This is a genomic window from Mesorhizobium sp. B2-3-12 (genome assembly GCF_006442205.1).
Classification (GTDB): domain Bacteria; phylum Pseudomonadota; class Alphaproteobacteria; order Rhizobiales; family Rhizobiaceae; genus Mesorhizobium.
The window spans coordinates 664737-689822 of record NZ_VFVR01000001.1 but is presented as its reverse complement, the minus strand read 5'-3'; the positions used below and the strand labels follow the sequence as shown (position 1 = coordinate 689822).

The 25086-nt window shown below is 64.2% G+C and carries 25 protein-coding genes, 1 tRNA gene, 1 pseudogene and 1 riboswitch; of the genes and pseudogenes, 15 read left to right on the top strand and 12 right to left on the bottom strand.

Annotated features, from left to right (window positions below; all coding sequences use genetic code 11):
- The first annotated feature begins 87 nt into the window (after positions 1–87).
- On the top strand, positions 88–1338 hold the full coding sequence (locus FJ948_RS03380; RefSeq protein WP_140701763.1) for a site-2 protease family protein: 1251 nt from the start codon (positions 88–90) through the stop codon (positions 1336–1338).
- Between the two features lie 95 nt (positions 1339–1433).
- Here the strand turns inward: FJ948_RS03380 and lipB are convergent, their stop codons facing one another.
- Positions 1434–2177: a lipoyl(octanoyl) transferase LipB gene (gene lipB, locus FJ948_RS03375; protein ID WP_140701762.1), complete on the bottom strand. Its 744-nt coding sequence runs from the start codon at positions 2175–2177 to the stop codon at positions 1434–1436.
- A gap of 180 nt (positions 2178–2357) precedes the next feature.
- Here lipB and FJ948_RS03370 point away from each other — a divergent pair.
- Positions 2358–2442: transfer RNA gene (locus FJ948_RS03370), tRNA-Leu, on the top strand.
- 202 nt (positions 2443–2644) lie between these two features.
- Here the strand turns inward: FJ948_RS03370 and sucD are convergent.
- The 5 genes from sucD to FJ948_RS03345 form a co-directional block, all read right to left on the bottom strand.
- Positions 2645–3544 (bottom strand): succinate--CoA ligase subunit alpha, encoded by a 900-nt coding sequence (gene sucD / locus FJ948_RS03365; RefSeq protein ID WP_140701761.1) that lies wholly within the window; start codon positions 3542–3544, stop codon positions 2645–2647.
- A 149-nt stretch (positions 3545–3693) separates the two neighbouring features.
- Complete coding sequence (locus FJ948_RS03360; RefSeq protein ID WP_140701760.1) at positions 3694–4878, bottom strand: malate--CoA ligase subunit beta; 1185 nt, start codon at positions 4876–4878, stop codon at positions 3694–3696.
- 20 nt (positions 4879–4898) lie between these two features.
- Entirely contained in the window at positions 4899–5861 is a 963-nt protein-coding gene (locus tag FJ948_RS03355) for a CoA ester lyase (protein WP_140701759.1), read from the bottom strand.
- Positions 5862–5873: 12 nt separating this feature from the next.
- Positions 5874–7064 (bottom strand): aminotransferase class V-fold PLP-dependent enzyme, encoded by a 1191-nt coding sequence (locus FJ948_RS03350; RefSeq protein WP_140701758.1) that lies wholly within the window; start codon positions 7062–7064, stop codon positions 5874–5876.
- A 137-nt stretch (positions 7065–7201) separates the two neighbouring features.
- Complete coding sequence (locus FJ948_RS03345) at positions 7202–7822, bottom strand: response regulator transcription factor (protein ID WP_140701757.1); 621 nt, start codon at positions 7820–7822, stop codon at positions 7202–7204.
- A gap of 426 nt (positions 7823–8248) precedes the next feature.
- Here FJ948_RS03345 and mgtE point away from each other — a divergent pair, with 426 nt between their 5' ends.
- Positions 8249–9661, top strand: a complete 1413-nt coding sequence (gene mgtE / locus FJ948_RS03340) for a magnesium transporter (protein ID WP_140701756.1) — start codon at positions 8249–8251, stop codon at positions 9659–9661.
- A 136-nt stretch (positions 9662–9797) separates the two neighbouring features.
- Positions 9798–10184: a MerR family DNA-binding transcriptional regulator gene (locus FJ948_RS03335; protein WP_006203215.1), complete on the top strand. Its 387-nt coding sequence runs from the start codon at positions 9798–9800 to the stop codon at positions 10182–10184.
- A gap of 61 nt (positions 10185–10245) precedes the next feature.
- Here FJ948_RS03335 and FJ948_RS03330 read toward each other — a convergent pair whose 3' ends face one another.
- Together FJ948_RS03330 and FJ948_RS03325 are read right to left on the bottom strand one after the other, a co-directional pair.
- Positions 10246–10734: an isoprenylcysteine carboxylmethyltransferase family protein gene (locus FJ948_RS03330; protein ID WP_140701755.1), complete on the bottom strand. Its 489-nt coding sequence runs from the start codon at positions 10732–10734 to the stop codon at positions 10246–10248.
- Positions 10731–11729 carry a DUF1624 domain-containing protein gene (locus tag FJ948_RS03325; RefSeq protein ID WP_140701754.1) on the bottom strand — a complete coding sequence of 333 codons (999 nt, stop codon included), beginning with the start codon at positions 11727–11729 and terminating at the stop codon, positions 10731–10733. The genes FJ948_RS03330 and FJ948_RS03325 overlap by 4 nt, the downstream gene beginning before the upstream one ends.
- Positions 11730–11964: 235 nt before the next feature.
- Here FJ948_RS03325 and FJ948_RS03320 point away from each other — a divergent pair.
- Positions 11965–13163 (top strand): annotated as a pseudogene (locus FJ948_RS03320) (MFS transporter).
- Positions 13164–13213: 50 nt separating this feature from the next.
- Here FJ948_RS03320 and FJ948_RS03315 read toward each other — a convergent pair.
- Positions 13214–14380 (bottom strand): aromatic ring-hydroxylating dioxygenase subunit alpha, encoded by a 1167-nt coding sequence (locus FJ948_RS03315; RefSeq protein WP_140701753.1) that lies wholly within the window; start codon positions 14378–14380, stop codon positions 13214–13216.
- Between the two features lie 143 nt (positions 14381–14523).
- A riboswitch (cobalamin riboswitch) is annotated at positions 14524–14723 on the top strand.
- A 36-nt stretch (positions 14724–14759) separates the two neighbouring features.
- Between FJ948_RS03315 and FJ948_RS03310 the strand changes: the two genes are divergently transcribed.
- From FJ948_RS03310 to cobO, 4 genes are read left to right on the top strand one after another with little or no spacing between them, the layout of a single operon-like run.
- A complete protein-coding gene (locus FJ948_RS03310) occupies positions 14760–14939 on the top strand; it encodes a CbtB domain-containing protein (protein WP_127280551.1) in 180 nt (59 codons plus the stop codon).
- 15 nt (positions 14940–14954) lie between these two features.
- Positions 14955–15758 (top strand): CbtA family protein, encoded by an 804-nt coding sequence (locus FJ948_RS03305; protein ID WP_140701752.1) that lies wholly within the window; start codon positions 14955–14957, stop codon positions 15756–15758.
- A complete protein-coding gene (cobU, locus tag FJ948_RS03300; protein ID WP_140701751.1) occupies positions 15751–16263 on the top strand; it encodes a bifunctional adenosylcobinamide kinase/adenosylcobinamide-phosphate guanylyltransferase in 513 nt (170 codons plus the stop codon). Before FJ948_RS03305 ends, cobU begins: the two co-directional genes overlap by 8 nt.
- Position 16264: 1 nt before the next feature.
- A complete protein-coding gene (gene cobO / locus FJ948_RS03295; RefSeq protein WP_140701750.1) occupies positions 16265–16894 on the top strand; it encodes a cob(I)yrinic acid a,c-diamide adenosyltransferase in 630 nt (209 codons plus the stop codon).
- Here the strand turns inward: cobO and cbiB are convergent.
- Positions 16891–17865, bottom strand: a complete 975-nt coding sequence (gene cbiB, locus FJ948_RS03290) for an adenosylcobinamide-phosphate synthase CbiB (RefSeq protein WP_140701749.1) — start codon at positions 17863–17865, stop codon at positions 16891–16893. The genes cobO and cbiB overlap by 4 nt on opposite strands.
- Here cbiB and cobD point away from each other — a divergent pair.
- Together cobD and FJ948_RS03280 are read left to right on the top strand one after the other, a co-directional pair.
- Positions 17864–18877, top strand: coding sequence for a threonine-phosphate decarboxylase CobD (cobD, locus tag FJ948_RS03285; RefSeq protein WP_140701748.1), 1014 nt, complete (start codon positions 17864–17866; stop codon positions 18875–18877). The genes cbiB and cobD overlap by 2 nt on opposite strands.
- Before the next feature lie 29 nt (positions 18878–18906).
- Positions 18907–19416, top strand: coding sequence for a tyrosine phosphatase family protein (locus tag FJ948_RS03280; protein ID WP_140701747.1), 510 nt, complete (start codon positions 18907–18909; stop codon positions 19414–19416).
- Positions 19417–19420: 4 nt separating this feature from the next.
- Here FJ948_RS03280 and FJ948_RS03275 read toward each other — a convergent pair whose 3' ends face one another.
- Together FJ948_RS03275 and FJ948_RS03270 are read right to left on the bottom strand one after the other, a co-directional pair.
- Positions 19421–20224 (bottom strand): creatininase family protein, encoded by an 804-nt coding sequence (locus FJ948_RS03275; RefSeq protein ID WP_140701746.1) that lies wholly within the window; start codon positions 20222–20224, stop codon positions 19421–19423.
- A 221-nt stretch (positions 20225–20445) separates the two neighbouring features.
- On the bottom strand, positions 20446–20829 hold the full coding sequence (locus tag FJ948_RS03270) for a RidA family protein (RefSeq protein ID WP_140701745.1): 384 nt from the start codon (positions 20827–20829) through the stop codon (positions 20446–20448).
- A gap of 263 nt (positions 20830–21092) precedes the next feature.
- On the opposite strand from FJ948_RS03270, the gene FJ948_RS03265 reads away from it, so the two are divergent.
- The 4 genes from FJ948_RS03265 to FJ948_RS03250 are packed head-to-tail and all read left to right on the top strand — an operon-like array spanning position 21093 to position 25081.
- On the top strand, positions 21093–22097 hold the full coding sequence (locus FJ948_RS03265) for an ABC transporter substrate-binding protein (RefSeq protein WP_140701744.1): 1005 nt from the start codon (positions 21093–21095) through the stop codon (positions 22095–22097).
- Between the two features lie 12 nt (positions 22098–22109).
- Positions 22110–22934 carry an ABC transporter ATP-binding protein gene (locus FJ948_RS03260; RefSeq protein WP_140701743.1) on the top strand — a complete coding sequence of 275 codons (825 nt, stop codon included), beginning with the start codon at positions 22110–22112 and terminating at the stop codon, positions 22932–22934.
- The gene (locus FJ948_RS03255; protein WP_140701742.1) at positions 22921–23772 is read left to right on the top strand and encodes an ABC transporter permease; all 852 of its coding nucleotides are present in this window, start codon (positions 22921–22923) and stop codon (positions 23770–23772) included. The genes FJ948_RS03260 and FJ948_RS03255 overlap by 14 nt, the downstream gene beginning before the upstream one ends.
- 4 nt (positions 23773–23776) lie before the next feature.
- Positions 23777–25081 carry a cytosine deaminase gene (locus FJ948_RS03250; protein WP_140701741.1) on the top strand — a complete coding sequence of 435 codons (1305 nt, stop codon included), beginning with the start codon at positions 23777–23779 and terminating at the stop codon, positions 25079–25081.
- Positions 25082–25086: the final 5 nt, after the last annotated feature.

Here is a 25086-nt window from a genome sequence, read left to right as displayed (position 1 = left end):
TTCCTCGATGGCAAAGGGCGCTCCGCCGTTAAGCTTTTCTTGCCGCGGCAAAGTTAGGATGCGCTTCCAAGGCAGGGAGCAATGTAGGTGTCGCCCATCGTCACGGCCATTCTGGTGGCCAGCAATCTCGGGCTGATCTTTCTCTTGATGACCGTGCCGCTTGGTTTGCGCACGGTCCGGTCGAGCCGCATCGTGGCAATGGACCGGCAGCGCCTGTGGCAGGTGCTGTGGCCGCTTGGCAGCGATGCCGGCTGGTCCGGCGAGATCCTGTCGGCGCAGCCGCTGGACGGAGAGGGCGTGGCCCGCATCATGCTGTCGTGGGAAGGCCGCGACGGCAAGCCGATCGAGCGCAGGGCGCGGTTTGAGGACGTCGTCGAGGGCAGCCGCTTCTCGATGCGGGTGATCGAGGACACCGCGCTCGATGCCTCGTTCTGGAAAGACTATCGCGAAACCACCGAACTGGTCTCCGAAGGCGGCGGCACGCGGGTGACACTCAGCCGGACCGACCGCTACCGTGGCGTTGCCTTTCTGGTGTTCCGGTACTTCGCCATGCGTAGGGAGCTCTCCAAGCTGCAGCGTTGGGCGGTAACCGGGCAGTACCGCAAGGGTGGCTGGTTCGAGCATCCGCTGAGCCAGGTCGGCTTTGCCGTGCTGTCGGCGTTGATCCTGTGGCCGTTCTTCGGCCTCCATCTCGGCGGGCTGGCGCTGGCCGCGATCCTGACATCGGTGGTGGCGCTGCATGAACTCGGCCACATGGCGGCGTTCCGGCTGACCGGCCATCGCAGGGTGCGGATGATCTTCATCCCGCTGCTCGGCGGCATCGCCATTGGCGGCCGGCCCTACAACAGCCGTTTCGAAGTGGCCTTCGTGGCGTTGATGGGGGCGGGGTTCTCCGCCTTCCTGGTGCCGATCGTCATTGCCGCCAGCGTGTTTGCCGGCGGCGGGGGCCACAAGGTGGCGGCCGCGCTGCTGGCGGCGCTGGCAGGCTGCGCTGCCCTGTTCAACATCGCCAATCTGGTGCCGGTGTGGAAATTCGACGGCGGTCAGGTGCTGCGCCAGATCTGCCCGGGGCCGATCGTGCTCGCGCTGGCGTCGTTCTTCCTGCTGTCGGCCTTTCTGGCGCTTGGCTGGCAGGCTGGTTTTTCCCTGGGTTTCCTGCTGGCGGCCGGTGCGGTGTTTTCGGTCCTCAGCCTGCTCACCGTCGGCAGCGGGGTGAAGCCACGTCACGAACTGGAGCCGATCGGCACCTTCGATCGTATTGCCCTCGCGGGCGCCTTGCTGGCGGCGTTCGCCATCCATGGCTGCGGCGTGCTGTGGGCTTCCGCCCAGCTGATCTAAGGTGTGTCGATATTCAGGTGATGCCGACCTGCAAACGGTGGGCTCGGCCTGACCTGAATCTCAACACACCTTAGGCAGTTCTCAGACCGAGAGGGTCAGCCGGTCTTGCGGGCCGCTTCGGCGGGCAAGGCCGCGGCGGCACCGAACACATCCTCGAAAGCGGATTTCAGTGCCAGGTCGAGATCGGCCATGGTCAGGGGCAGGCCAAGGTCGACGAGGCTGGTGACGCCGTGATCCTGCACACCGCATGGCACGATGCCGCCGAAATGGGCGAGGTCCGGCTCGACATTGATGGCGATGCCGTGAAAGCTCACCCAGCGCCGCAGCCGGATGCCGATCGCCGCGATCTTGTCCTCGGCCGGTGAACCGTCGGGCAAAGCAGGGCGGTCCGGCCGCACCACCCAGACGCCGACCCGGTCCTCGCGGCGTTCCCCGCGCACGTTGAAGGCGGCGAGCGTGCCGATGATCCATTGTTCGAGCGCGGCGACGAAGGCGCGCACGTCCTCGCGCCGGCGCTTCAGGTCGAGCATGACATAGGCAACCCGCTGGCCGGGTCCATGATAGGTGTATTCGCCGCCCCGTCCTGCCGAAAAGACCGGGAAGCGGTCGGGTTCGATCAGGTCCTCGATGCGGGCGCTGGTGCCGGCGGTGTAGAGGGGCGGATGCTCGACCAGCCAGACCATCTCTCCGGCGGCCCCGCTACGGATCGCCTCGGCGCGCGCCTCCATGAAGGCAAGCGCGTCGGGATAGGCGGTGAGGCCGGGCTGGACCAGCCATTCGACCGGCGCCGAACCGGGCAGGGGCAGGAACGACGTGGCGATCTGGCTGCGTTCTGTCATGACGTGTCTCGTGTTGCCTCCATATGGCGATATCGGGCGCAAACGTCCAGTTCGGGGCGCTCATTCCAATCCTGTGGACCGTTATGCCAATCGCCTGGGATTATTGCGCATTGCGCACTTGTTTCGCTGGAAACGATTTGCTACACGCCGCGAGCCGGTCGGTTCCGGCTCCTACCACGTGCGGTCGTGGCGGAATTGGTAGACGCGCAGCGTTGAGGTCGCTGTGGGGCAACCCGTGGAAGTTCGAGTCTTCTCGACCGCACCATTTTCTCCCTGGCAAATCTCTGTTCTCTAGCGGCAGCTCCCGATCGTGCCAGGGACCCGCCTCTCGTCCAAATCCTTCGGTCGCGCTGTGCCGGCGTGAACGCCTTGATGCAGCCACCGGCTCTTTAAACGAAGCGGCGGCGCGTCGTGCCATGCACCGCCGTTCTGTGTCTTCGAACTGCCTGAATTCGCCCGATCCTGACTCACGCCGCCTTCTTCATCCGCGCCAGCGTGTCGGCCACCACCTCGCCAAACGACGACGGCGTCGGCACGATAATCACCCCGGCTTCTTTCAGGATCTCGACCTTCTCCTGCGCGGACTCGCCGAAGGCCGAGATGATGGCGCCGGCATGGCCCATGCGGCGGCCTTTTGGGGCGGACAAACCCGCTATGTAGGCGATCAGCGGCTTTCGCATGTTGTCGCGCGCCCAGATCGCGGCTTCGGCTTCCTGCGGTCCGCCGATCTCGCCGATCATCACCACGGCGTCGGTCTCGTCGTCCTGCTCGAACAGCTTCAGAATGTCCTTGAAGGAGGAGCCGTTGATCGGATCGCCGCCGATGCCGACGCTGGTCGAGACGCCGATGCCGAGCGCCTTCATCTGCGAGGCGGCCTCGTAGCCCAGCGTTCCCGAGCGGCCGACGATGCCGATGCGGCCGGGCAGGTAGATCGAGCCGGGCATGATGCCCATCAGCGCCTGTCCGGGCGTGATCATGCCGGCGCAGTTCGGCCCGACCAGCCGCATGCGGTCCTCGAAGCGGTAGCGGCGCATGTAGCGCTTGACCTGCATCATGTCCTGCGAGGGGATGCCGTCGGTGATGCAGACGCAGAGCTTTATCCCCGCATCCGCCGCCTCCATGATCGAATCGGCGGCGAAGGGCGGCGGCACGAAGACGATGCTGGCCTCGGCGCGGGTCTCGCGCACCGCGCCCTTTACGGTGTTGAAGACGGGCAGGCCGAGATGCGTCTGGCCGCCCTTGCCGGGGGTGACGCCGCCGACGAGCTTGGTGCCGTAGCGCTTCATGTCCTCGGCATGGAAGCTGCCGATCTTGCCGGTGAAACCTTGCACGATGACGCGCGTGCTGCGGTTGAGCAGGATTGCCATTTTTGTGTCCTCCCTAGAGCATGATGCCGAAAAGTGTGGAGCGGTTTTCGCGGACAAACGTTTTCCGTTTGTCCATGCATCATGCTCTATCTGTTTGATTTAGAGACGGATTCAGATTTCAGGTCGATTCGACCTGAAACCATCCGGCTCTAGGCTGCCTTTTTCTTGGTGGCCGCGCGCCAGGCGGCGACGGCTTTTTCGGCGGCTTCGGCGAGCGTGTCGGCGACGATCACCGCCTCGCCGGAATCGGCCAGGATCCTGCGCCCTTCCTCGGCCCTGGTGCCGGAGAGCCGCACTACCAGCGGCACGTTGACGCCGACCTCGCGGATCGCCTTGATGACGCCTTCGGCAACCCAGTCGCAGCGGTTGATGCCGGCGAAGATGTTGACCAGGATGGTCTCGACATTCTTGTCGCCGAGCACGGCGCGGAAGGATTTCGCCACACGCTCGGGCGAAGCGCCGCCGCCGATGTCGAGGAAGTTGGCCGGTTCGCCGCCGGCGATCTTGATCATGTCCATCGTCGCCATGGCGAGCCCGGCGCCGTTGATGATGCAGCCGATATTGCCGTCGAGGCCGACATAGGAGAGGCCGCGGTCGCTGGCGAAAGTTTCGCGCGGGTCTTCCTGGCTCTTGTCGCGCAATTCGGAGATTTCCGGCCGCCGAAACAGCGCGTTCTCGTCGAACGACATTTTCGCATCGAGCGCGACCAGGCTGCCGTCGCGGGTCACCACCAGCGGGTTGATCTCCAGCATCGAGGCGTCGTAATCGCGGAACACCTGGTAGCAGCTGAAGATGGTCTCGGTCGCCTTGCCGATCAGGCTGTCCTCCAGCCCGAGCCCGAAGGCGATCTCGCGCGCCTGGAAGCGCTGCATGCCGACGCCTGGGTCGACGGTGGCGCGGATGATCGAATCGGGCGCCTTCTCGGCGATCTCCTCGATCTCCATGCCGCCGGCGGCCGAGGCCACGATCATGACGCGCTCTTCCTTGCGGTCGAGCACGAAGCCGAGATAAAGCTCCTGCGCGATGTCGACGGCTTCCTCGAGATAGAGGCGCGAGATCAGCTTGCCGCGCGGGCCGGTCTGGTGGGTCACCAGCTTACGCCCGAGCATGGCCTCGGCGGCGCTGGAAATCTCCTCGTCATTGGAACAAAGCTTGATGCCGCCGGCCTTGCCGCGCGCGCCGGAATGAACCTGCGCCTTCAGCACCCATTTGCCGCCGCCAATCTCGCGCGCCCGGTAAGTCGCCTGTTCGGGGCTATAGGCCAGCCCTCCGCGCGGCACGTGGATGCCATGCCGGGCGAGCAGTTCCTTGGCCTGATATTCGTGGATGTCCATTCTTTTCTCCTCCCCAATCCTCAAAGTGCGGCGGCGTATGTCTGGCCGGCGCGTTCGATGGCGTCGTTGACCACCAGAACGTTCCTGGCCATGCGTTCCGACGCGGCGTCGATCATCTTGCCATCGAGTGCTGCTGCTCCCTTGCCCTGCGCCTCCGCCTCCTTCAGCACCTCCAGGATGCGGCGGGCGCGGGTGACTTCCTTCTCCGGCGGCGAGAACACGTCGTTGGCCAAGGCAATCTGCGAGGGATGGATCGCCCATTTGCCTTCGATACCGAGGGCTGCGGCGCGCCGGGCGGCCGCCTTGTAGCCTTCAGGATCGGAGAAATCGCCGAACGGCCCGTCAATGGCGCGCAGACCATAGGCGCGGCAGGCGACGGTCATGCGTGACAGGGCGAAATGCCACTGGTCGCCGGGATAGTCGGGGTTGAGGCCGCCAATGTTGACGGTACGCGCCTTGTTTGAGGCGGCATAATCGGCAACGCCGAAATGCATGGCTTCCAGCCGGCCTGGCGTCGCGGCGATGGCCTCGACATTGGCCATGCCGAGCGCGGTCTCGATCAGCGCCTCCAGGCCGACGCGGGTCTTGAAGCCCTTGGCCATCTCGATCTGGTTGACCATGGCCTCGACCATATAGAGATCGGCCGGCACGCCGACCTTCGGCACCAGGATCGTGTCCAGCCGGTCGCCGGCCTGTTCCATCACATCGACGACGTCGCGGTACATATAGTGGGTGTCGAGCCCGTTGATGCGCACCGAAACGGTCTTGCCCTTGGCGCGCCAGTCGATGTCGTTCAGCGCCTGGATGATGTTCTTGCGGGCGCGTTCCTTGTCGGGCGGCGCGACCGCGTCCTCGATGTCGAGGAAGACGAAGTCGGCGGCGCTGTTGGCCGCCTTGTCGATCATCTCCGGGCTGGAGCCGGGAACCGCCAGCTCGCTGCGTTGGAGCCTCAGTTTCCTGAGATGGTTGATGGTGTGGCTCATCGTCTCTCCCCCTCAGGCGGCTTCCGCGACCGGCAGCGCGGCCGAGGCGCGGAAATGCTGGATGGCGGCGCCGACACCGGAGCCCGGCGCCAGCCGCACGCCGCAATCGAGCAGCGCCATTTCGACCGCCGACAGCGATGCCAGCACCATCACCTCGTTCAGCCAGCCGAGATGGCCGATGCGGAACACCTTGCCGAACACTTTGTTGAGGCCGCCGCCGAGCGATGTCTGGTAGGCGCTGTAGGCGCGCTTGACGACGTCGCCGCTGTCGATGCCATCCGGCACCAGGATAGCGCTGACCGTGTCGGAATGCCATTTCGGCGCCTTGGCGCAGAGTTTCAGCCCCCAGGCATCGACCGCCTTGCGCACGCCTTCGGCGAGGCGATGGTGACGGGCGAAGATGGTCTCCAGCCCTTCCTCGGCGATCAGGTCGAGCGAGGCGCGCAGGCCGCGCAGCAATTGCGTCGCCGGCGTGTAGGGGAAATAGCCGGCGTCGTTGGCGCGGATCATGTCCTCGAAGGAGAAGAAGCAGCGCCGGTGGGTCGCGGTCCTGGCGGCGATCAGCGCCTTCCTGCTGACCGACAGGAAGCCGAGGCCGGCCGGCAGCATGAAGCCTTTTTGCGAGCCGCTGACGGCGCAATCGACGCCCCATTCTTCCTGGCGGAAGTCGATCGAGCCGATCGACGAGACGCCGTCGACGAAGAGTAGAGCGGGGTGGTTCGCATCGTCGAGCGCCGCGCGGCAGCCGGCGACGTCGCTGGTGACGCCGGTCGCGGTCTCGTTCTGGGTGCAGAAGACGGCCTTGATGCGATGCGTCTTGTCGGCCTTCAGCCGCTCCGCATAGAGGTCCAGTGGAACGCCGGTTCCCCATTCGCAGTCGATCACGTCGACCTCGAAGCCGAGCCGCTCGGCCATGTCGACCCACAGATGCGAGAACTGGCCGAAGCGTGACATCAGCACCCGGTCGCCGGGGCTGAGCACATTGGTCATCGCCGCCTCCCAGGCACCGGTGCCGGAGGACGGGTAGATGAAGACGCGGCCGGTCTCGTTCTTGAAGACGCGTTTGATGTCCTCGAACAGCGGCAAGGTGAGGTCGGGGAAGGAGCCCGCGCGCATGTCCTCCATCGGAAGGTTCATCGCCTGCCGCACCTGCTCGGGGATGTTGGTCGGCCCGGGAATGAAAAGATGGGTGAAACCGGCCATGGTGCGAACTCCTCCTGATCCAGCAAAGCGGTGATGGGGAGTTTCGTTTCGACGGCTAATGCCGACAACACCTTGGCGGGTAAGAATTTGCCGCGTGCGGGTGGGGCAAGACTACCCGATTGGCCTACCCGGTCGCCCTACCCGAAAGGCTGTTTATGGGTGCGCTTTTCGCTCGAATAGAGCGCGACCGCCATGGCGCGGTTGCGGACATCCAGCTTGTCGTAGAGATTCTTGAGGTGGTATTTCACCGTGTTCTCCGAGATGCCGGTCCGGGTCGCGATCTGCAAATTGGTCCAGCCGTCGGACAGCACCGCCAGCAGTTCGCGCTCGCGCACCGTAAGCCGGGACAAAGGCGTGTCGTTGACCTTGTTGATGTCGATAAAGGGAATGCAGATGCGGCCGTGCGCGACAGCCAGGATCGTGTCGAAGATGATGGCGGGATCGTCGAACTGGAAGCAGTAGCCCTGCGCGCCGAGGCGCACGCACTGTTTCAGGATGCCGATGTCGTGGTCGTTCGAAAAGACCGCGATGCGGACGTTGAGCTTGCGGGTCTGGACTTCGGCCAACACATCGGCGCCATCCATGTCGGCGAGCTTCCAGCCGATGACGGCGACGTCGAACCCGCCCTCGGCCGCCAGGTCCAGGAACTGTTTGCCACTCTGGGCCGTGCCCAGCAATTCGAAACGACCGTCGCATTCGAGCATTTCGCGCAGCGCCGATATGACGAGCGGATTGCGTTCGGCGACGACAATGCGCATGCGCCGGTCGCCGATTGCCTTGCTCGTTTTCCCGGGCTTGCTGTTCAAGGGTTGTCTTTATCCCTGGCCGATTGCAAACATTGCTCATGCCCCAGCGCGAAGCCCTGGACCTGCATCATGACAATTCTGCCCTTACCGCGAAGAGACGCTCTTTCCCCAGCGACATGCCCTGTCGCGCCCGCTGAACCGGGTTTCCGGGGTTTTTGACGGGGCGGACATTGCCAGGCCGGGCACAAGCGATACCTTTGTAAGGGCAGCGTTGAACGCGCGTTTCGTTTGATATTCCGCGCCTTAGGGGGATAAGTTCTCAAATCGAATCGTGTCTGTGCGCCCGCTGCATCAGATTTTTCGCGAAACCGGTTTCCGCTTTAAGGTCCGATGCACTAGAGCTGAGACGCAATTTTTCCGGAATGGCGGGAGGCGCTGGTGGAGGACAAGCAGACGACCCCCGCCAAGGCGGCTGAAGACGCCCACGCCGATATCTATGGCGAGGACGGTGCCGTCCTTTCCTCCTTCCTTGCCCGGATCGGTGCCGCGATCGCCGACCGCGATACGCTGACCCTCAAGCGCGAAGTCGACGACCTGCATCAGTCGGAACTTGGCGACCTCATCGAGGCACTGCAGCCCGAACAGCGGCTTGCCCTAGTCGAGTTGCTGGGCGCCGACTTCGACTTCTCCGCCTTGACCGAGGTCGACGAGGCGATCCGCATGGATATCGTCGACAACCTGCCCAATGCGCAGATCGCGCAGGCGGTGCAGGAACTCGATTCCGACGACGCGGTCTACATTCTCGAAGACCTCGAGCCGGAGGACCAGGACGAGATCCTGTCGCAACTGCCGTTCACCGAGCGGATCAGGCTGCGCCGTTCGCTCGACTACCCGGAAGAGACCGCCGGACGGCGCATGCAGACCGAGTTCGTCGCGGTGCCGCCCTTCTGGACCATCGGGCAGACCATCGACTACATGCGCGAGGACAAGAACCTTCCCGAGCGCTTCAGCCAGATCTTCGTCATCGATCCGACCTTCAAGCTGCTGGGGGCAATCGATCTCGACCAGATCCTGCGCACCAAGCGCGCGGTCAAGGTCGAGGAGGTCATGCATGAGACGCGGCACGCCATCCCGGCCACCATGGACCAGGAAGAGGCGGCGCGGGACTTCGAACAATACGATCTCTTGTCGGCCGCCGTGGTCGACGAGAACGAGCGGCTGGTCGGCGTGCTGACCATCGACGATGTCGTCGACGTCATCCAGCAGGAAGCGGAGGAAGACCTGCTGCGCATGGGCGGCGTCGGCGACGAGGAGCTCTCCGACAGCATTCTGGCGACCTCGCGCTCGCGCGTTCCCTGGCTGCTCGTCAATCTGCTGACGGCGTTTCTGGCGGCATCGGTGATCGGCCTGTTCGACCATACGATCGAGCGGATCGTGGCGCTCGCCGTGCTGATGCCGATCGTGGCCGGCATGGGCGGCAATGCCGGTTCGCAGACCATGACCGTCACCGTGCGGGCGCTGGCGACCAAGGAAATCGACATCTACAATGCCGGCCGCATCATCCGCCGCGAAATGGGCGTCGGCTTCATCAACGGCATCGTTTTCGCCATTCTGATCGGCATCGTCGCGGCTGTCTGGTTCCACGATCCCAATCTGGGCGGCATCATCGCGGCGGCCATGATCATCAACATGTTCGTGGCCGCACTCGCCGGCATCCTGATCCCGCTGCTGCTCGACCGCTTCAAGGTCGATCCGGCGGTCGCTTCGGCTGTCTTCGTCACCACGGTCACCGATGTCGTCGGCTTTTTTGCCTTCCTCGGTCTCGCCACCTGGTGGTTCGGCGCCGGGTGAGTGGCTCAATTGACTTTTACGTAAATGCCGTGCGAGGCTTGTGCGGGGTGCCACGTCGATTCCGGCATGGCAAAGGGTTTGTTCGGGACGGAAGGGGACGCATGGCGATCACCCGGAATTCCGGCGTGGAGTGACAATGCGGGAATATTATTCGATCACCGAACTGACCCGCGAATTCGACGTGTCGACGCGGACACTGCGTTTCTACGAGGACGAGGGGCTGGTGCAGCCGGTGCGGCGCGGCCGCACCCGGCTGTTTCGACCGTCCGATCGCCATCTCATCCGGCAGATCATGCGGGGAAAACGGCTCGGCTTCTCGATCAACGAGATCCGCGAGATCATTCAGATGTACAAGGAGCCGCCGGGCGAGGTCGGGCAGCTCAAGCTGATGATCAAGCGCATCGAGGAAAAACGCGAGGATCTCCGGCAAAAGCGCCGCGACCTCGAGGAGACGCTGGCCGAACTCGACCAGGCCGAAGAGTCCTGCGTCGAGCGGCTGGTCGAGCTGGGTGTCAACACCTGAGCCTTCGGGCGTGCCGGCTGATCGCGGAAGTCTGCTGTTCTGCCGACGACCACGCGCCGCCTCAAATCCAGCGCCGCACTCTTTTGGCGTAATCCCGGTATTTCTTGCCGAATTTCGCCGCCAGGATTTTTTCCTCGCCCTCGATCGCGACCTTCTGCGTGAGGAAGGCGGCGACGAAGGCAAGCAGGAAGAACCAGGCGATGCCCGAGACAAAGGCGACGCCGATCAGCATCAGCGTGTTGGCCAGGTACATCGGGTTGCGGGTGACGCCGAAGGGGCCTGAGGTGACGAGATGATCGGGCACGGCGTTGGGATTGAGCGTTGTCCTGGCCCGTATCATGGTGCGGATCGCGGTGAACCAGAGTACGGCGACGGCGAACAGCGCCACCCAGCCGGCGGCGAACAGGATGTCGCCCAGGAGATCGCCGATCCAGGGCAGGGGGACGTAGAGGCCAAGCGCGACACTGATGAGGATGGCGGCGACGTAGATCACCGGCGGCCACGGTATCAGCCCAGGCTTCGGTTCGGTCCCAGGCTTTGGCTCGATCATTGCGTCCCTCCCTCCGTCATCTTGTCCTCGGTCCTGCCGGTACACGTTGCGGCAAGATCGGACAGATGCGTCCTGAAGTCAGCAGTCTGATCGTTGTTGTAGAGCCGATCAAGCGAGCCTTCACCTTCGAGCGTCTCGAGCATGCAGCCGCAATAACTCGAACAGAAGGTTGCGTTGCGCGTCTGCTCGCAGGAGCGCTGGCAGGTTTTCAGGAAATTGACCTGCGGGGTTTCGACCTGCGCCGGCATCACCTGCGAGAACAGCCAGACGCAGCCGATCAACAGCGGCTGGTGGATCAGGTAGAAGGCCAGGCTGTGGCGGCCGATGAAGACCAGCGGGTTCGACCATCGCCCGGGCATCAGCTTCGCCAAACGCGCCCTTATGCCTGATGTGGACGCGAATTTCGCCACCGCAATGCCCGTAAGCACCGCGCCAAACCAGGGAAACAGCGGCACGTAGTCGTTGGAGCGCGGATTGATCGCCGACAGGCCGATCCACCACAGCCAGGGATGATCGAGGGCCTCGAAGCGCAGGTAGACGGGTGCCGCGATGACGAGTGCCGCGACGACAAGCGTCAGCAGCGCCGGCAGGCGCAGGAAGACGAGCCCAAGCAGGCTGGCGAGCGCGATCTCGTGAAGGATGCCGAAAAAGATGAAACCGTCGGGCGTGGCGATGCGGGTAACGACGGAGATGGCGACCGCCGCGCCCGCAACCATGGCGAACCGCTTCCAGAAACCGTTCCAGCGGATTTGCCGGCCATGGGCGAGATAGAGACTGACGCCGACCAGGAACAGGAAGGTCGAGGCGATGCAGCGAGCGTAGAACTTCCACCAGCCGAAGGCGGTGAGGCCAGGATCGGTGTAGCCGAAGAATTCGAGATCCCAGGTGAAATGGTAGCTCGCCATCGCGATCAGCGCGATGCCGCGCAAGATATCGATGGCGACGATGCGCTTCGATGGCTCAGGGGCGGGTGCGGTCGGCGTGTGGATGCTCATGGTCTCGCGATCTGATTCAGCCTCTCCAAGACGACTATCATGGTTGCCCTGGATAGAAGAAGGCCGGTCGCCCTGGCCTGGGCGGCGCGACGGCGCCCGTGCCAGCCGCCGGGTTGGGCCAGCGCGGGAAAGCCTTTGACCGCTTCGCTTTTTGCCGGGCGGGCGTCGGTTTCCTCTTAATGGGCCTGAAATGCCCACGGCAGATTTGGTGCCACGATTCTGCTTTGGGGAAGCAATGTCCACCCATGTGCGTCATCCGATCTGGCTTCCGGCCCTCAAGGCTGCGGATGCGCGCACCTTCGCCTCGCTCTACGCGGTCGAATCCTTCGCTCGCGCCATGGTGTCGAGGTCATCCCGATCCAGGCCTACGAAATCCTGCACAATGAGCAGATCGTCTCGATCCTCTACACGGTCGTGTCGCTGATCGGCCTGTCGGTAACCTTGTTCATGCCGATGCTGATCCGCCGCTTTGCCCGGCGCTGGGTCTACACGGCAGGCGCCTGCCTGCTCGCCATCGGTTCGCTGTTCTTCGTCACCCATACGCTCGCCGGGCAACTGGCCGGGATGTTGTGCCGTGTCATGGGCGCCAGCGCGCTGTCGATCACCCTCAACCTCTACATCATGGACCACATCCGCAAGACCGATTTCATGCAGGCCGAATCGCTGCGCATGGCGTGGTCGATGGTTGCCTGGACCTGCGGGCCGACGCTCGGCATCTTTCTTTACGCGCATTTCGGCATCTACGCCGCGCATGGCGCGGTGGCCGTGTTCGCGATCGCCTTGCTGGCCCTGTTCTGGTTCTATCGGCTGAGCGACAACCCCTCGATCCGTCCGGGCAAGACGCGGCCGGCCAATCCGCTCGCCAACATCGGCCGCTTCGTCGCGCAGCCGAGACTGAGGTTGGCGTGGCTGATCGCCTTCGGCCGTTCCTGCTTCTGGACGACGTTCTTGGTCTACGGGCCGCTGTTCATGGTCATCACCGGGCAGGGCGATATCGCCGGCGGCCTGCTGGTCTCGGCCGGCAACGCGCTTTTGTTCATGGCGATCTTCTGGGGCAAGGCGGGCAAGCGCTTCGGCGGCCGGCGCACCATGACATTTGCCTATTTCGCCATGTCGGCGGCGCTGCTGGCCGCCGGCACGGTCGGAGCGGCAGCGCCGTTGCTGACCGGCGCCTTCCTGTTGTGCGGCGCCTTCTTCACCATCGCGCTCGACGCGCTGGGCTCGACCGCCTTCATGCGCTCGGTGCGCTCCTATGAGCGGGCGCAGATGGCGGCGGTCTACCGCACCTATCTCGACTTTTCCGAACTGACGCCGCCGCTGGTCTGTTCGGTGGTGCTGGCCTTCTTCGGGTTAGGCTCGGTGTTCGTCACGCTCAGCCTGCTGGCGGCGTTTTGCGGCTTCATGACTTGGCGCTACCTGCCGAAATCCCTGTAGGCATGTCGATATTCAGCTGAAGCCGGCCTGATCTGAAACCCAACCTACCCTCATGTCACCGCAACATGGCGCTCGCGCACCCAATTGTGGAAGCGGTGCAACTCATATTCCTCGGGCATCAGCACGCCGGCCGTATGACGCATCGAGCGCAAGCCCCTCTGGTTCACCTCGCAGATGGCGGCGTCCTCTTCCAGCACCTGTGTGCCGAAGGCGACGATGTTGTCGATGTCGGTCGCGGCTAACGCCTCGGGCGCGAACAGCCACTCCGCGACAAGCTCGGTCTGTTCGGGACCGAGCGGCACTAGGCGCACGGTCCTGACATAGTCGACATGGCCGACGACGAACATCGATGGCAGGCTGGTGGCATAGGTCTGGCCGGCGCTGCGTTCCGCCGGCGTCAAGCCCGGGAAGACCGGCCCGTGCGTCTGGCCGTCGCGCGACCATGTCTGCGCGCCAGCACGCAAGCCGCCGGAAAATTCCGGCGCGTCATTGTCGGCGTGGCGCACCCATTCGGGGTCGTCATGCCGGCTCATCAGGCCGCGGCCATAGATCGGCACCAGCCGCGACAGATCCTTGTGAACACCAGGGCAATGCAGGCACTCGTTGAAGTTCTCCCAGAAGATCTTCCAGTTGCAGTGCATCACCTTGCGCAGCACATGGCCTGAGACCAGCGATTCGAGCGGCCAGTTGCCGAGGTTGCCGGAGCCGGGATCGAAGGAAGATTGCGCCGAGCCGGCGGCACCCTCGGCAAGATTGACGAAGACGAAGCCCCGCCACACCGAGAGCGCGACGTGGTAGAGCGGGTGATCGGCCTTGTCGAAGCCGTCGGGCAGCGATTTCGACGGCACGCGCACAAGATCGCCGCGCAGCGAGTAGGACCAGGCGTGATAGGGGCAGGTGATCAGCCGTGCCTTCAGCCGGCCTTCGCTCTCCTGGCAAAGCTGCGAGCCGCGATGGCGGCAGGTGTTGTGGAAGGCGCGCAGCTCGCCAGTGTCGTCGCGCAGCACGAGGATGTCCTGCGTGCCGATGCGGAATCGGCGAAAGGCCAGCGGCTGGGCCAGATCGGCCTCGCGGCAGACCAGCAGCCAGCTTCTGTACCAGATCGCATCGAGATCAAGCTGATAGGTCTGCTGGTCCCAATATGCCGATGAGGGCAGCGTCGGCTCGGTTCGGGACAGGCCGTTATAGGGATCGCGCTCGCTGGCATTGGGCTGCATGGCTGGCTTCCTGTGAGGGTTGCCAGCCGACACCCGGCCATGAAGTTTGTCAATCAGGGCGGGATGGGAACGGCTTTGCCGATACGACGCTCCTGCGCTGTCGGCTGTCGGAATTTGGTTTGCCGCGCGCGGCGAATTTCCCTATAGTCACCAACGTCGTCGGTTCCTTTTTTTGGAGCCAAGAGGGAATGCGGTGCGGGCGAGGTTTCGCCCAATGCCGTGGCTGCCCCCGCAACTGTGTGCGGTAGTCCTCTCCATATGCCACTGAAGATTTTTCTTCGGGAAGGTGGGGAAGGGCGCTGATCCGCGAGCCAGGAGACCTGCCGGCGGCAAAAAGACTGACTTCTATGCCCTCGGGTGGAGGGCGAAAGGACAAGACATGACCACTGCTACCGTCTCCCTCGGCGCCTCCGTCTCCTCGCAGTCGCGCTTCATGCAGCTCGCGCTCGCCGCGCTGCTCGGCATCTTCGTCGTCGGCTTCGTCGGCTTCTCGCATATCGACGCGGTCCACAACGCCGCCCACGACTACCGCCATTCGATGGCCTTTCCCTGCCACTGATAGGGATCTGACATCATGAACCTTTTTCGCAACGTCGTGTTCGTCGCGGCGATCGCGGGGCTCGTGGCCGGCGTCGTTCTCGCCTGCATGCAGGCCTATGCGACCGTTCCGCTGATCCTGAAAGCGGAAGTCTACGAACAGGCCGGCGGCGGCCATCACCATGACCATGGCGCGGCACCCGCCGCGACCGATACCAACGCCATGAGTACAATCGCCCCGGCAGGCAATGCCATGAGCTCGGCCGCGCCGGCGGCGGAAGCAGCCGCTCCGGCGGCGGAGGATGAAGGCTGGGCGCCGGCCGACGGCTTCGAGCGGTTCGCCTTCAGCGTGCTTGCCAATATCGTCACCGGCATCGGCTTCGCGCTGGTCCTGGTCGCGGTTTCGGAATTCGCCGGCGGCATCGGCACCTGGCGCCAGGGCGTGTTCTGGGGCCTGGCCGGCTTTGCCGTGTTCACGCTGGCGCCCGGCCTCGGCCTGCCGCCGGAACTGCCGGCAATGCCCGCGGCCGAACTGCTTCCGCGGCAGATCTGGTGGACCGCGACAGTCGTGGCGACCGCGATCGGGCTCGGCCTGATCGCCTTCCGCAAATCGCTGCCGCTGGCCATCCTTGGCGTCCTGCTGATCGTCGCGCCGCATATTGTCGGCGCGCCGCAGCCAGACAGTTTCGAGACACCGATCCCGGAGGGCCTGCATCATCAGTTCGTGGTGGCGGTGACGGTGACCAACCTGGTGTTCTGGCTTGTGCTCGGCGCGGTCGTCGGCGTGGTGCGTGGGCGCTTCACCGGCGCTGCTGCCAACCTGCGCGACAGCTTTGCCTGATCTGGGCAAGCTGACCTTCATCATCGGTGGTGCGCGCTCGGGCAAGAGCGCGCACGCCGAAACCCTGGTGGCGGCATTGCCCTCGCCATGGGCCTATATCGCCACCGCGCAAGCTTACGATGACGAGATGCATGAGCGCATCGCGCTGCACCGCTCGCGGCGCGGCGAGGGCTGGCACACCATCGACGCGCCGCTCGAGCTTGCCGAGGCGCTTGAGGCGTTGCCGGACGGTCAGCCGGTGGTTGTCGACTGCCTGACGCTGTGGCTGACCAATCACATGCTGGCCGATCACGACGACGCGGTTTGCCGACGGTTGGCGGACGTGCTGTCACGGCCGCGCGGGCCGTGGTTCGTGGTGTCGAACGAGGTCGGCCAAGGCATCGTGCCCGACAATGCGCTGGCGCGGCGGTTTCGCGACGACGCCGGCCGGCTCAACCAGCGGGTCGCCGCGGTCGCCGATACGGTGCTGCTGATGGTGGCGGGACTACCGCTCAAGGTGAAGTGAAATGACTGACATCGACGACAAGGACGCCAAAGATCGGGATGAAGAACGCCATCGCGCCAAGATGGCCAAGCGCAAGGCCGTGCAGGACGCCGAGGTGGCGGGTAAGACGATCGAGAAAGGTCTGCTCATCGTCAACACCGGCCCCGGCAAGGGCAAGACCACGGCTGCCTTCGGTCTCGCGCTGCGCATGCTCGGCTACGGCAAGCGGGTCGGCGTCGTCCAGTTCATCAAGGGCAAATGGCACACCGGCGAGAAGGACGCTTTCGCCGCCTTCGGCGACCGCGTCGTCTGGCACGCGATGGGCGAGGGCTTCACCTGGGAAACGCAGGATCTGAAGCGCGACATCGCGGCCGCCGAGGCCGCCTGGGCCAAGGCGCTGGAATTGATCGACGATCCCTCGATCAGCCTCGTCGTGCTCGATGAACTCAACATCGCGCTGCGCTACGACTATCTCGATCTCGACAAGGTGGTGGGTGCGCTCAAGGTCCGCCGCGAGGGCCTGCATATCGTCGTCACCGGCCGCAACGCCAAGCCGGCCTTGGTCGAGGCCGCTGATCTTGTCACCGAGATGGGACTGACGAAGCACCATTTTTCCGCTGGCGTAAAAGCGCAGCAGGGCATCGAGTTCTAGAACGCCATGACCGCGATCACCGCGACCAGGCCAAACAGGCCAATCAGCAAATAGTCGGCGACACGATAGAGTTGCAGCGCCCGCCTGATGTCGCCGCTGTCGACGTCGCGGCGGCCGCCTTCGCCCATGAAGATATCGTCGACCACGACGCCGCCATAGCTGCGCGGTCCGGCGAGCGCGAGGCCAAGCGCACCGGCCATGGCCGCTTCGGGCCAGCCGGCATTGGGCGAGCGGTGTTTTTTCGCGTCGCGCCATACCGCCTGCCAGGCATTGCCGGGGTCGGCATCCTTGACCAGGAAAGCCGCCAGCACGATCAGCAGCGCCGTCAGCCGTGATGCCGGCAGGTTGATCCAATCGTCGAAGCGCGCCGCCGCCCAGCCGAACGCCTCATGGCGCGGAGTGCGGTGGCCGATCATCGAATCGGCGGTGTTGGCGGCTTTGTAGGCAGCACCGCCAGCAAGGCCACCGACACCGGTCCAGAAGGCAGGGGCGACGATGCCGTCGGAGAAATTCTCCGCCAGGCTCTCGATCGCCGCGCGGCAGACGCCGGCGCGGTCCAGCGTTTCGGGATCGCGGCCAACGATCCGCGACACGGCGGCCCGGCCCATATCGAGTCCGCCACTGTCGAGCGCGTCGGCGACGGCTTCGACATGTTCATAGAGGCTCTTCTGCGACAGAAGCGATGTCGCCAGAAAGACGGCAATGATCAATCCCAAGGGGACGAACCAGAGCAGGACAAGCTGTAGGCAAAGACCAATCACCGCCGGCACCAGCACGATGACCAGAAGCGCCTGGACACCACGTTGGCGACGCAGCGCGTCGGGATCAGTGGCGCGGTTGAGCCTGACATCGAGAAAGGATATCAGCCTGCCGAACCATGTTACGGGATGGCCGATGGCGCGAAACAGCCAGTCTGGATAACCCAGGACGAGTTCGACGGCCAATGACAGGAAAGCGATCAGAACTGACATGAAGCTTCTTGAAGGAGCGGTGGACCATGGGGGAAGTCTTGGCCGGGCAAGGGCGCTTTTCCCCAATGCCGTGCTGCCTTTCGTCGACCTCTCGACCGGTATCAATCCGCACTCCTACCCGCTTTTCGACCTGCCCGCCACCTCCCTGTGGCGATTGCCGGAGGCCGCGCGCAGCGTTGAGCTAATAGAGATCGCGGCCAGCACCTATGGCGCGCCTTCCCCAGACAACGTCGTGGCGGCGCCTGGCACGCAGATTCTGCTGCCGCGCGTGGCATCGCTGGTGCGGCCCGGAAAGGCATTGGTGCTGGGGCCGACCTATGCCGAACATGCGCGAGCCGCGGCGATTGCCGGGCACGAGGTGGCCGAGGTCGGCGATCTCGCGACGCTTGTCGACGCCGATCTCGCCATCATCGTCAATCCGAACAATCCGGATGGGCGCGTCATCGAACGTGACCGGCTGCTGACGCTGGCCGCCAAACTGCGCGCCAAGGGCGGGCTGCTGGTCGTCGACGAGGCGTTCATGGATGTCGGCCCGCGCGAACACAGTCTCGCCGGCGACGTCGCCGAGGGCGGCATCGTCGTGTTGCGTTCATTCGGAAAGTTCTTTGGCCTGGCCGGGTTGCGGCTTGGGTTCGCGCTTGCCGATGCGCCGACTGTCGAGCGGCTGGAGACACAATTCGGGCCGTGGGCCGTCGCCGGGCCGGCGTTGGAATACGGCATCCGCGCGCTTGCCGATATCGACTGGCAGGATGCGATGCGGGCGTCGCTGGCGGATGCGGCGGCGCGGCTCGACGCGTTGTTCGGCCGCTTTGGCGCGCCTGTTGTGGGTGGCACCACATTGTTCCGCTATCTCAGCCTGCCCGATGCCGACGGCCTGTTTTCCGCGCTTGGCGAGAGCGGCATCCTGCTTCGGCATTTTGCCGATCGGCCTGATGTCTTGCGCGCTGGTCTGCCGGGGAGTCAGGGGGAATGGCAGCGGCTCGAATCCGCCCTTGCCGAATGGGCGTTGTAGCGCGAGAATCGATCGAAGGGTTCAAAACGATGATCCATGTCTGCTCGCTGGCGAAGATCGATGAAACCGTGGCAAGGACCGGTGCCGGCCACATGCTGTCGCTGCTCTCTGTCGGGACCGATGTGACGCGTCCGGCCTCGATCCCGAGGGAAAACCATCTCCATCTGGTCATGCATGACATCGCGGTCGCGCAGGACGGCATGACCATGCCTGGCGAGGAGCATGTTCGCAATTTGCTCGACTTCGCGCGCCGCTGGGACCGGGCCAGGCCGATGGTCGTGCATTGCTACGCCGGCATCAGCCGCTCAACGGCGTCGGCCTACATCATTGCCGCCGCACTGGCGCCGAAACGCGACGAGGCCGAACTGGCCCGAACGCTGCGGGCGCTGTCGCCCTCGGCGACACCCAATCCACGGCTGATCGCGGTGGCCGACACGCTGCTTGATCGCAAAGGCCGCATGATCGAGGCGATCCAGTCGATCGGGCGTGGCGCCGACGCCTTCGAAGGCACGCCGTTCGCGCTCAAGATCGATAGTTAGGCGGCTACTTCAGCCAATCGGCGAGCCTCGCCTTGCGCACATCCCTGAGCAGGCTGATGAACCCATCGGCCTGATGCTCCGCGGTCAATCGGCCTTTCTCTGCCGTTGCAATGCTGGCGTCACCGACCACGCCGTTCGGGTTGAGATCCCCAGCGATCCAGGCGAAGGCGTGGGTGCCTGTCTGGCGCAACAGCGAGAATTCCTGCTCGGCCTTGGCGACATTGGAAACGAAATTGTCGGCCTTGCCCATGTCGACGAGATCGGGCCGGAAATGCAGCATCAGCGACGTCTCGACATCGCCGCCATGGATGCCGTGACGATCCTCGAGCTCGGTATACATGCCGGCCGGGCGGCCGAAGCGCTGCCAACTGGTCTTCACCGCCAGCATATTCTCGCGCACGCGCAATTCGCGCGTGACGATGCCCATGATCTCCTCATTGCCGCCATGCGAGTTGACGACGATGAGCTTGCGCACGCCGGCGCGCGCGATCGAAAGGCCAAGCTCCGTCCACGCCCCGACCAGCGTCGTTGCCGGCAGGGTCAATGTACCCGGCGCGTGCAGGTGTTCGTTCGACTTGCCCACCGCCTGGACCGGCAGGATGCGGATGTCGAGATCGTCGGGCAGGCGGGCGATCACCGTGTCGAGCATGCCGTTCATGATCGAGGTGTCGGTCGACACAGGCAGATGCGGCCCGTGCTGCTCGATCGCCGCCAGCGGCAGCACCGCTATCGTCGCCTCGGGATCGATCGAGGCGTATTCCGATGTCCGGTAATCGCCCCACCACACGCGTCTTTTTGTCTCGTTCATTTTGTGCCTCGACGGAACTGATTTGGCGTCGGCGCTGCCCCTCACCCTTACCCTCTCCCCGTGAAGAACGGGGAGAGGGGATCGCCAGCGTTGGAGCAGACCCTTCTCCCCGTCACTATACGGGGAGAAGGTGCCGGCAGGCGGATGAGGGGCGGCGCCAACCCCGATAGTTTGACCTTAGACCATCGGCCCGTCGATTCGTAGCGCTAAGCCGGCGCTTCTCACCCGGCCGCGATGGCTTCGACCTCGACCTTGAATTCGGGCCGGGCGAAGCCGGAAACGATCATCAGCGTCGAGGCAGGCGCCGGGCTGGAAAACAGCCGGTCGCGGACATCCATATAGGGACGCAGATGCGCGCGGTCGGTGACATAGGCGTTGATGCGCACGATATCGCCGATCCCCAGCCCGGCCTCACCGAGGATGGCGGCGATGTTCTGGAAGCAGAGTTCGGCCTGCGCGCCGGCGTCTTCAGGGATCTGATCGTCCGCCGTGATGGCGACCTGACCCGAGCACAGCACCAGCCGCTTGCCGGCAGGCACCTCGACACCGTGGCTGTAGCGGGCAAAGGGTGGCTTGATCGACTTCGGGGTGAGAAACTTGAACATGGCAATCTCCTGATACCGTCACTTAAGACCGGATCCGCCACACCCTCAAGATGGCGGTGCATGTTGCCGGAGCGATTGTGGACAGGCGTTCAAAAAATAGGCACGATGCCTCCGGTGCAGCACGACCTTTCCGGCTTTTGCAGATGGCTGTGGTGCAGGCGGGCGGGTCCCGGCGCGCGACGCCGGTGGCATGTGTCTTGCTTCTTGAATCTTTGGTGTCCAGCACGGCGCACGACGCGCCGGAGCGAAAAAGGGTGGTGTCAATGTACTTGAAACAGAAGATTTCGGTGGCGGTGGTGGCCCTGCTTGCGGCCAGCACGCTGGGCGCGGCGGCGAATGAGAAAGTCACCTTCGGCACCAACTGGCTCGCCGAGCCGGAACATGGCGGCTATTACCAGGCCGTGGCGGACGGCACCTATGCCGCCTGCGGCCTCGACGTCACCATCATGCCAGGCGGCCCGCAGGTCAGCGGCCGGCCGATGCTGCTCGCCGGCAAGATCGATTTCTACATGGGCGGCAATCTGCTGTCGGCCTTCGATGCCGTCCAGCAAGGCATTCCGATGCGCGTGGTGGCCGCCGACTTCCAGAAGGATCCGCAGGTCATCATGTCCCACCCAGGCGAGGGGCTCGACAAATGGGAAGACCTGAAGAACGCCGAGCAGTACATATTGGGTGACGAAGGCGCGCAGACCTTCTTCCAGTGGATGGTCATAGAGCTCGGTTTCGACGCTTCAAAGCGCGTGCCCTACACCTACAACACCGCTCCTTTCCTCGCCAACAAGAAGTCGATCCAGCAGGGCTACGTCACCTCGGAGCCGTTCGCGGTCAAGAAGGAAGGCGGCTTCGTGCCGAACCAGTTCCTGCTCGCCGACTACGGTTGGGATACCTATTCAACGACGATCGAGGTGATGCAGGACACGATCGACAAGAAGCCCGAGATAGTCCAGTGCTTCGTCGATGGCTCGGCCAAGGGCTGGTACAAATATCTCTACGGCGACAACAAGGCCGCCAACGACATGATCAAGAAAGACAATCCTGACATGAGCGACGAGCAGATCGCCTTCTCGATCGAGCAGATGAAGAAGTTCGGCCTTGCCGATTCCGGCGACACCGAGAAGCTCGGCATCGGCGCCATGACCGATGCGCGGATCAAGAGTTTCTACGACAAGATGGTCAAGGCCAAGGTCACGCCCGCAGGCATCGACATCACCAAGGCCTACACGCTGGCCTTCATCAACAAGGGTGTCGGGCTCGACCTGAAGAAATAGGCCGGCCCCGGCATGACCAGGGAAAAGGTGGCGCAAGCGCCAGCCTCGGATGTCGCTCCGACCTTGCTGGCGCTGCGTGGCGTCGGCAAGGTGTTTTCCAACGGCGTCACGGCGCTGAGCGACGTCGACCTGACGATCCGGGAAGGCGATTTCCTCAGCCTGCTCGGACCGTCCGGTTGCGGCAAGTCGACGGCGCTGCGGCTGATCGCCGGCCTATCGACGCCGACGTCAGGCGTGCTCGACTGGCGCGGCGGCGGCTCGCTCGACCGCGCCAATATCGGCTTCGTCTTCCAGGAGCCGACGCTGCTGCCGTGGGCCAGTGTCTTCGACAATGTTTGGCTGCCCCTCAGGCTGAAGGGCATTTCTCGCGCCAAGGCCGCACCAGCGGTGAAGGAAATGCTGGAAAGGGTGCACCTCACCGGCTTCGAGGATGCCGTGCCGCGCGAACTGTCGGGCGGCATGAAGATGCGGGTGTCGATCGCGCGGGCCATGGTGACCAAGCCGCGGGTGCTGTTGATGGACGAGCCGTTCGCCGCACTTGATGAAATCACCCGCTTCAAGCTCAACAACGACTTGCTTGAACTGTGGCAGGACGAGCGCTTCACCGTCGTCTTCGTCACCCACAGCGTGTTCGAAAGCGTGTTTCTCTCCAACCGCGTCGTCGTCATGGCGGCACGGCCGGGCAGGGTGTTCGACGAACTTGCCATCGAGGCCGCCTATCCGCGCGACGAGGCGTTTCGCACGTCGCCGGATTATGCGGCGCTCTGCCGGCAGGCCTCCGACGTTCTGGTCAATGGCATCAATTCAACGGCGGGCGCGCATCATGACGGTCATTGACGAAGGGGTGCTCAAACTTGACCCCGAGGAAGCACGGCGGGTGCGTCAGGAGCGGTTCGAGCGCATCGGCCGCTGGGTGCTGCCGCTGGCGATCATGATCCTGGCGATCTGGCTGTGGGACCGCATCTGCGTCTGGAACGGGATTCCACAATACATACTGCCGCGCCCTGGTGTGGTGCTGTCGACGCTCTACAACGATGCCGGCCTGCTGTTCTCGGCGCTGCTGGTCACCTTGCGCATCACCTTCCTCAGCCTGCTCCTCGCGGTCGTCGGCGGCGTCGGCCTGGCGGTGTTGTTCGCGCAGTCGAAATGGGTAGAGATGTCGTTTTTCCCTTTCGCCATCGTGTTGCAGGTGACGCCGATCGTGGCGATCTTTCCGCTGATCAACATCTATGTCGACAACCAGACGACCAAGCTCCTGCTGTGTGCCTGGATTGTCGCTTTCTTTCCGATCCTGTCCAACACCACGCTTGGCCTCAACTCCGTCGACCGCAATCTGCGCGACCTGTTCAAGCTCAATGGCGCGACGCGCTGGCAGCAACTGCGCTATCTCAGGCTGCCGGCGGCGATGCCGTATTTTCTCGGCGGGCTGAAGATCGCCGGCGGCCTGTCGCTGATCGGCGCCGTGGTGGCCGAGTTCGTCGCCGGCGCCACCGGCCAGTCGTCGGGCCTCGCCTCGCGCATCATCGAAGCCGGCTACCGGCTGAACGCGCCCAGGCTTTTCGCGGCGCTGTTCTTGATCTCGCTCACCGGCATCCTGATCTTCCTCGTGCTGTCGCTGATTTCGCATCTCATTCTGCGGCGCTGGCACGAGAGCGCGCTGAAGCAGGAGCGGTAGGCCCTTGATTCCGAACACAGGTTCATACCACTTCGCCAACGCCCGCGTTCACCGTTCGCTGACGTCAGGCTTTGACGCGCCGTTCGATGGCGATGGCTTTGCGCTCGCCGATATATCGGTCGCCGACAGCAAGATTTCCAGCATCGGCGCGCATGCCGCATCGAAGGTACCAGCCGGCGCCATCGACCTTGGCGGCCGTATCGTGCTGCCGTGTTTTGTCGATTGCCACACGCATATCGACAAGGGCCATATCTGGCCGCGAAAGCCCAATCCCGATGGCACTTTCATGGGCGCTTTGAACGCCACCGGCGCCGACCGCGTGGCCCGCTGGAGCGCCGAGGATCTTGCCAAGCGCATGGATTTCTCGCTGCGCTCGGCCTACGCGCATGGCACCAGGGCGCTCAGGACGCATATCGACAGCGTCGCCCCGCAGGAGGAGATCTCCTGGCCGGTGTTCGAGGCGATGCGCGAGGCATGGCGCGGCCGCATCGAATTGCAGGGCGCCTGCCTGCTCGGCATCGAGGGCGTGCGCGACAGGAAATGGTTCGACAGGCTGGCCAAACGGGTGGCCGCCGCCAAGGGCGTGCTGGGCGTGGTCACCTATATGGTGCCGGACCTGGAGGAGTTGCTCGACCACGTCTTCGCGCAAGCGATCAAGCATGGGCTCGACCTCGATTTCCACGCCGACGAGACCGACGATGTCGCCGCGATCTCGCTGAAGAAGATCGCCGAGGCAGCCCTATGGAACGGCTTCGAGGGCAAGATCCTCGTCGGCCATTGCTGCTCGCTGGCGCGGCAGCCAGATCTCGAAGTGCTGGACACGCTGGACAAGGTGGCGAAGGCCGGGTTGGTAATCGTGTCGCTGCCGATGTGCAATCTCTATCTGCAGGATCGACGGAGCGACGGCACCACGCCGCGCTGGCGCGGCGTGACGCTGCTTCACGAGATGAAGGCGAGGGACATTGCGGTGGCGGTCGCCTCAGACAATACGCGCGATCCCTTCTATGCCTATGGCGATCTCGACATGCTGGAAGTCTACCGCATGGCGACGCGCATCCTGCATTTCGACCATCCGGTCGCCGACTGGCCGCAGTCGGTCGCCACGACGCCGGCCAAGGTGATGCGGCTCGATGGCTTCGGCACGCTTGCCGCCGGCGGCGACGCGGATTTCGTCCTGTTCAAAGGTCGAAGCTGGACGGAATTGCTGTCGCGGCCCGAATCGGATCGCATCGTCGTGCGTGGCGGGCGGGCGATCGACCGGCAATTGCCCGACTATGCCGAACTCGACGAGCTGATGGTGGCGAGCTGATGGTG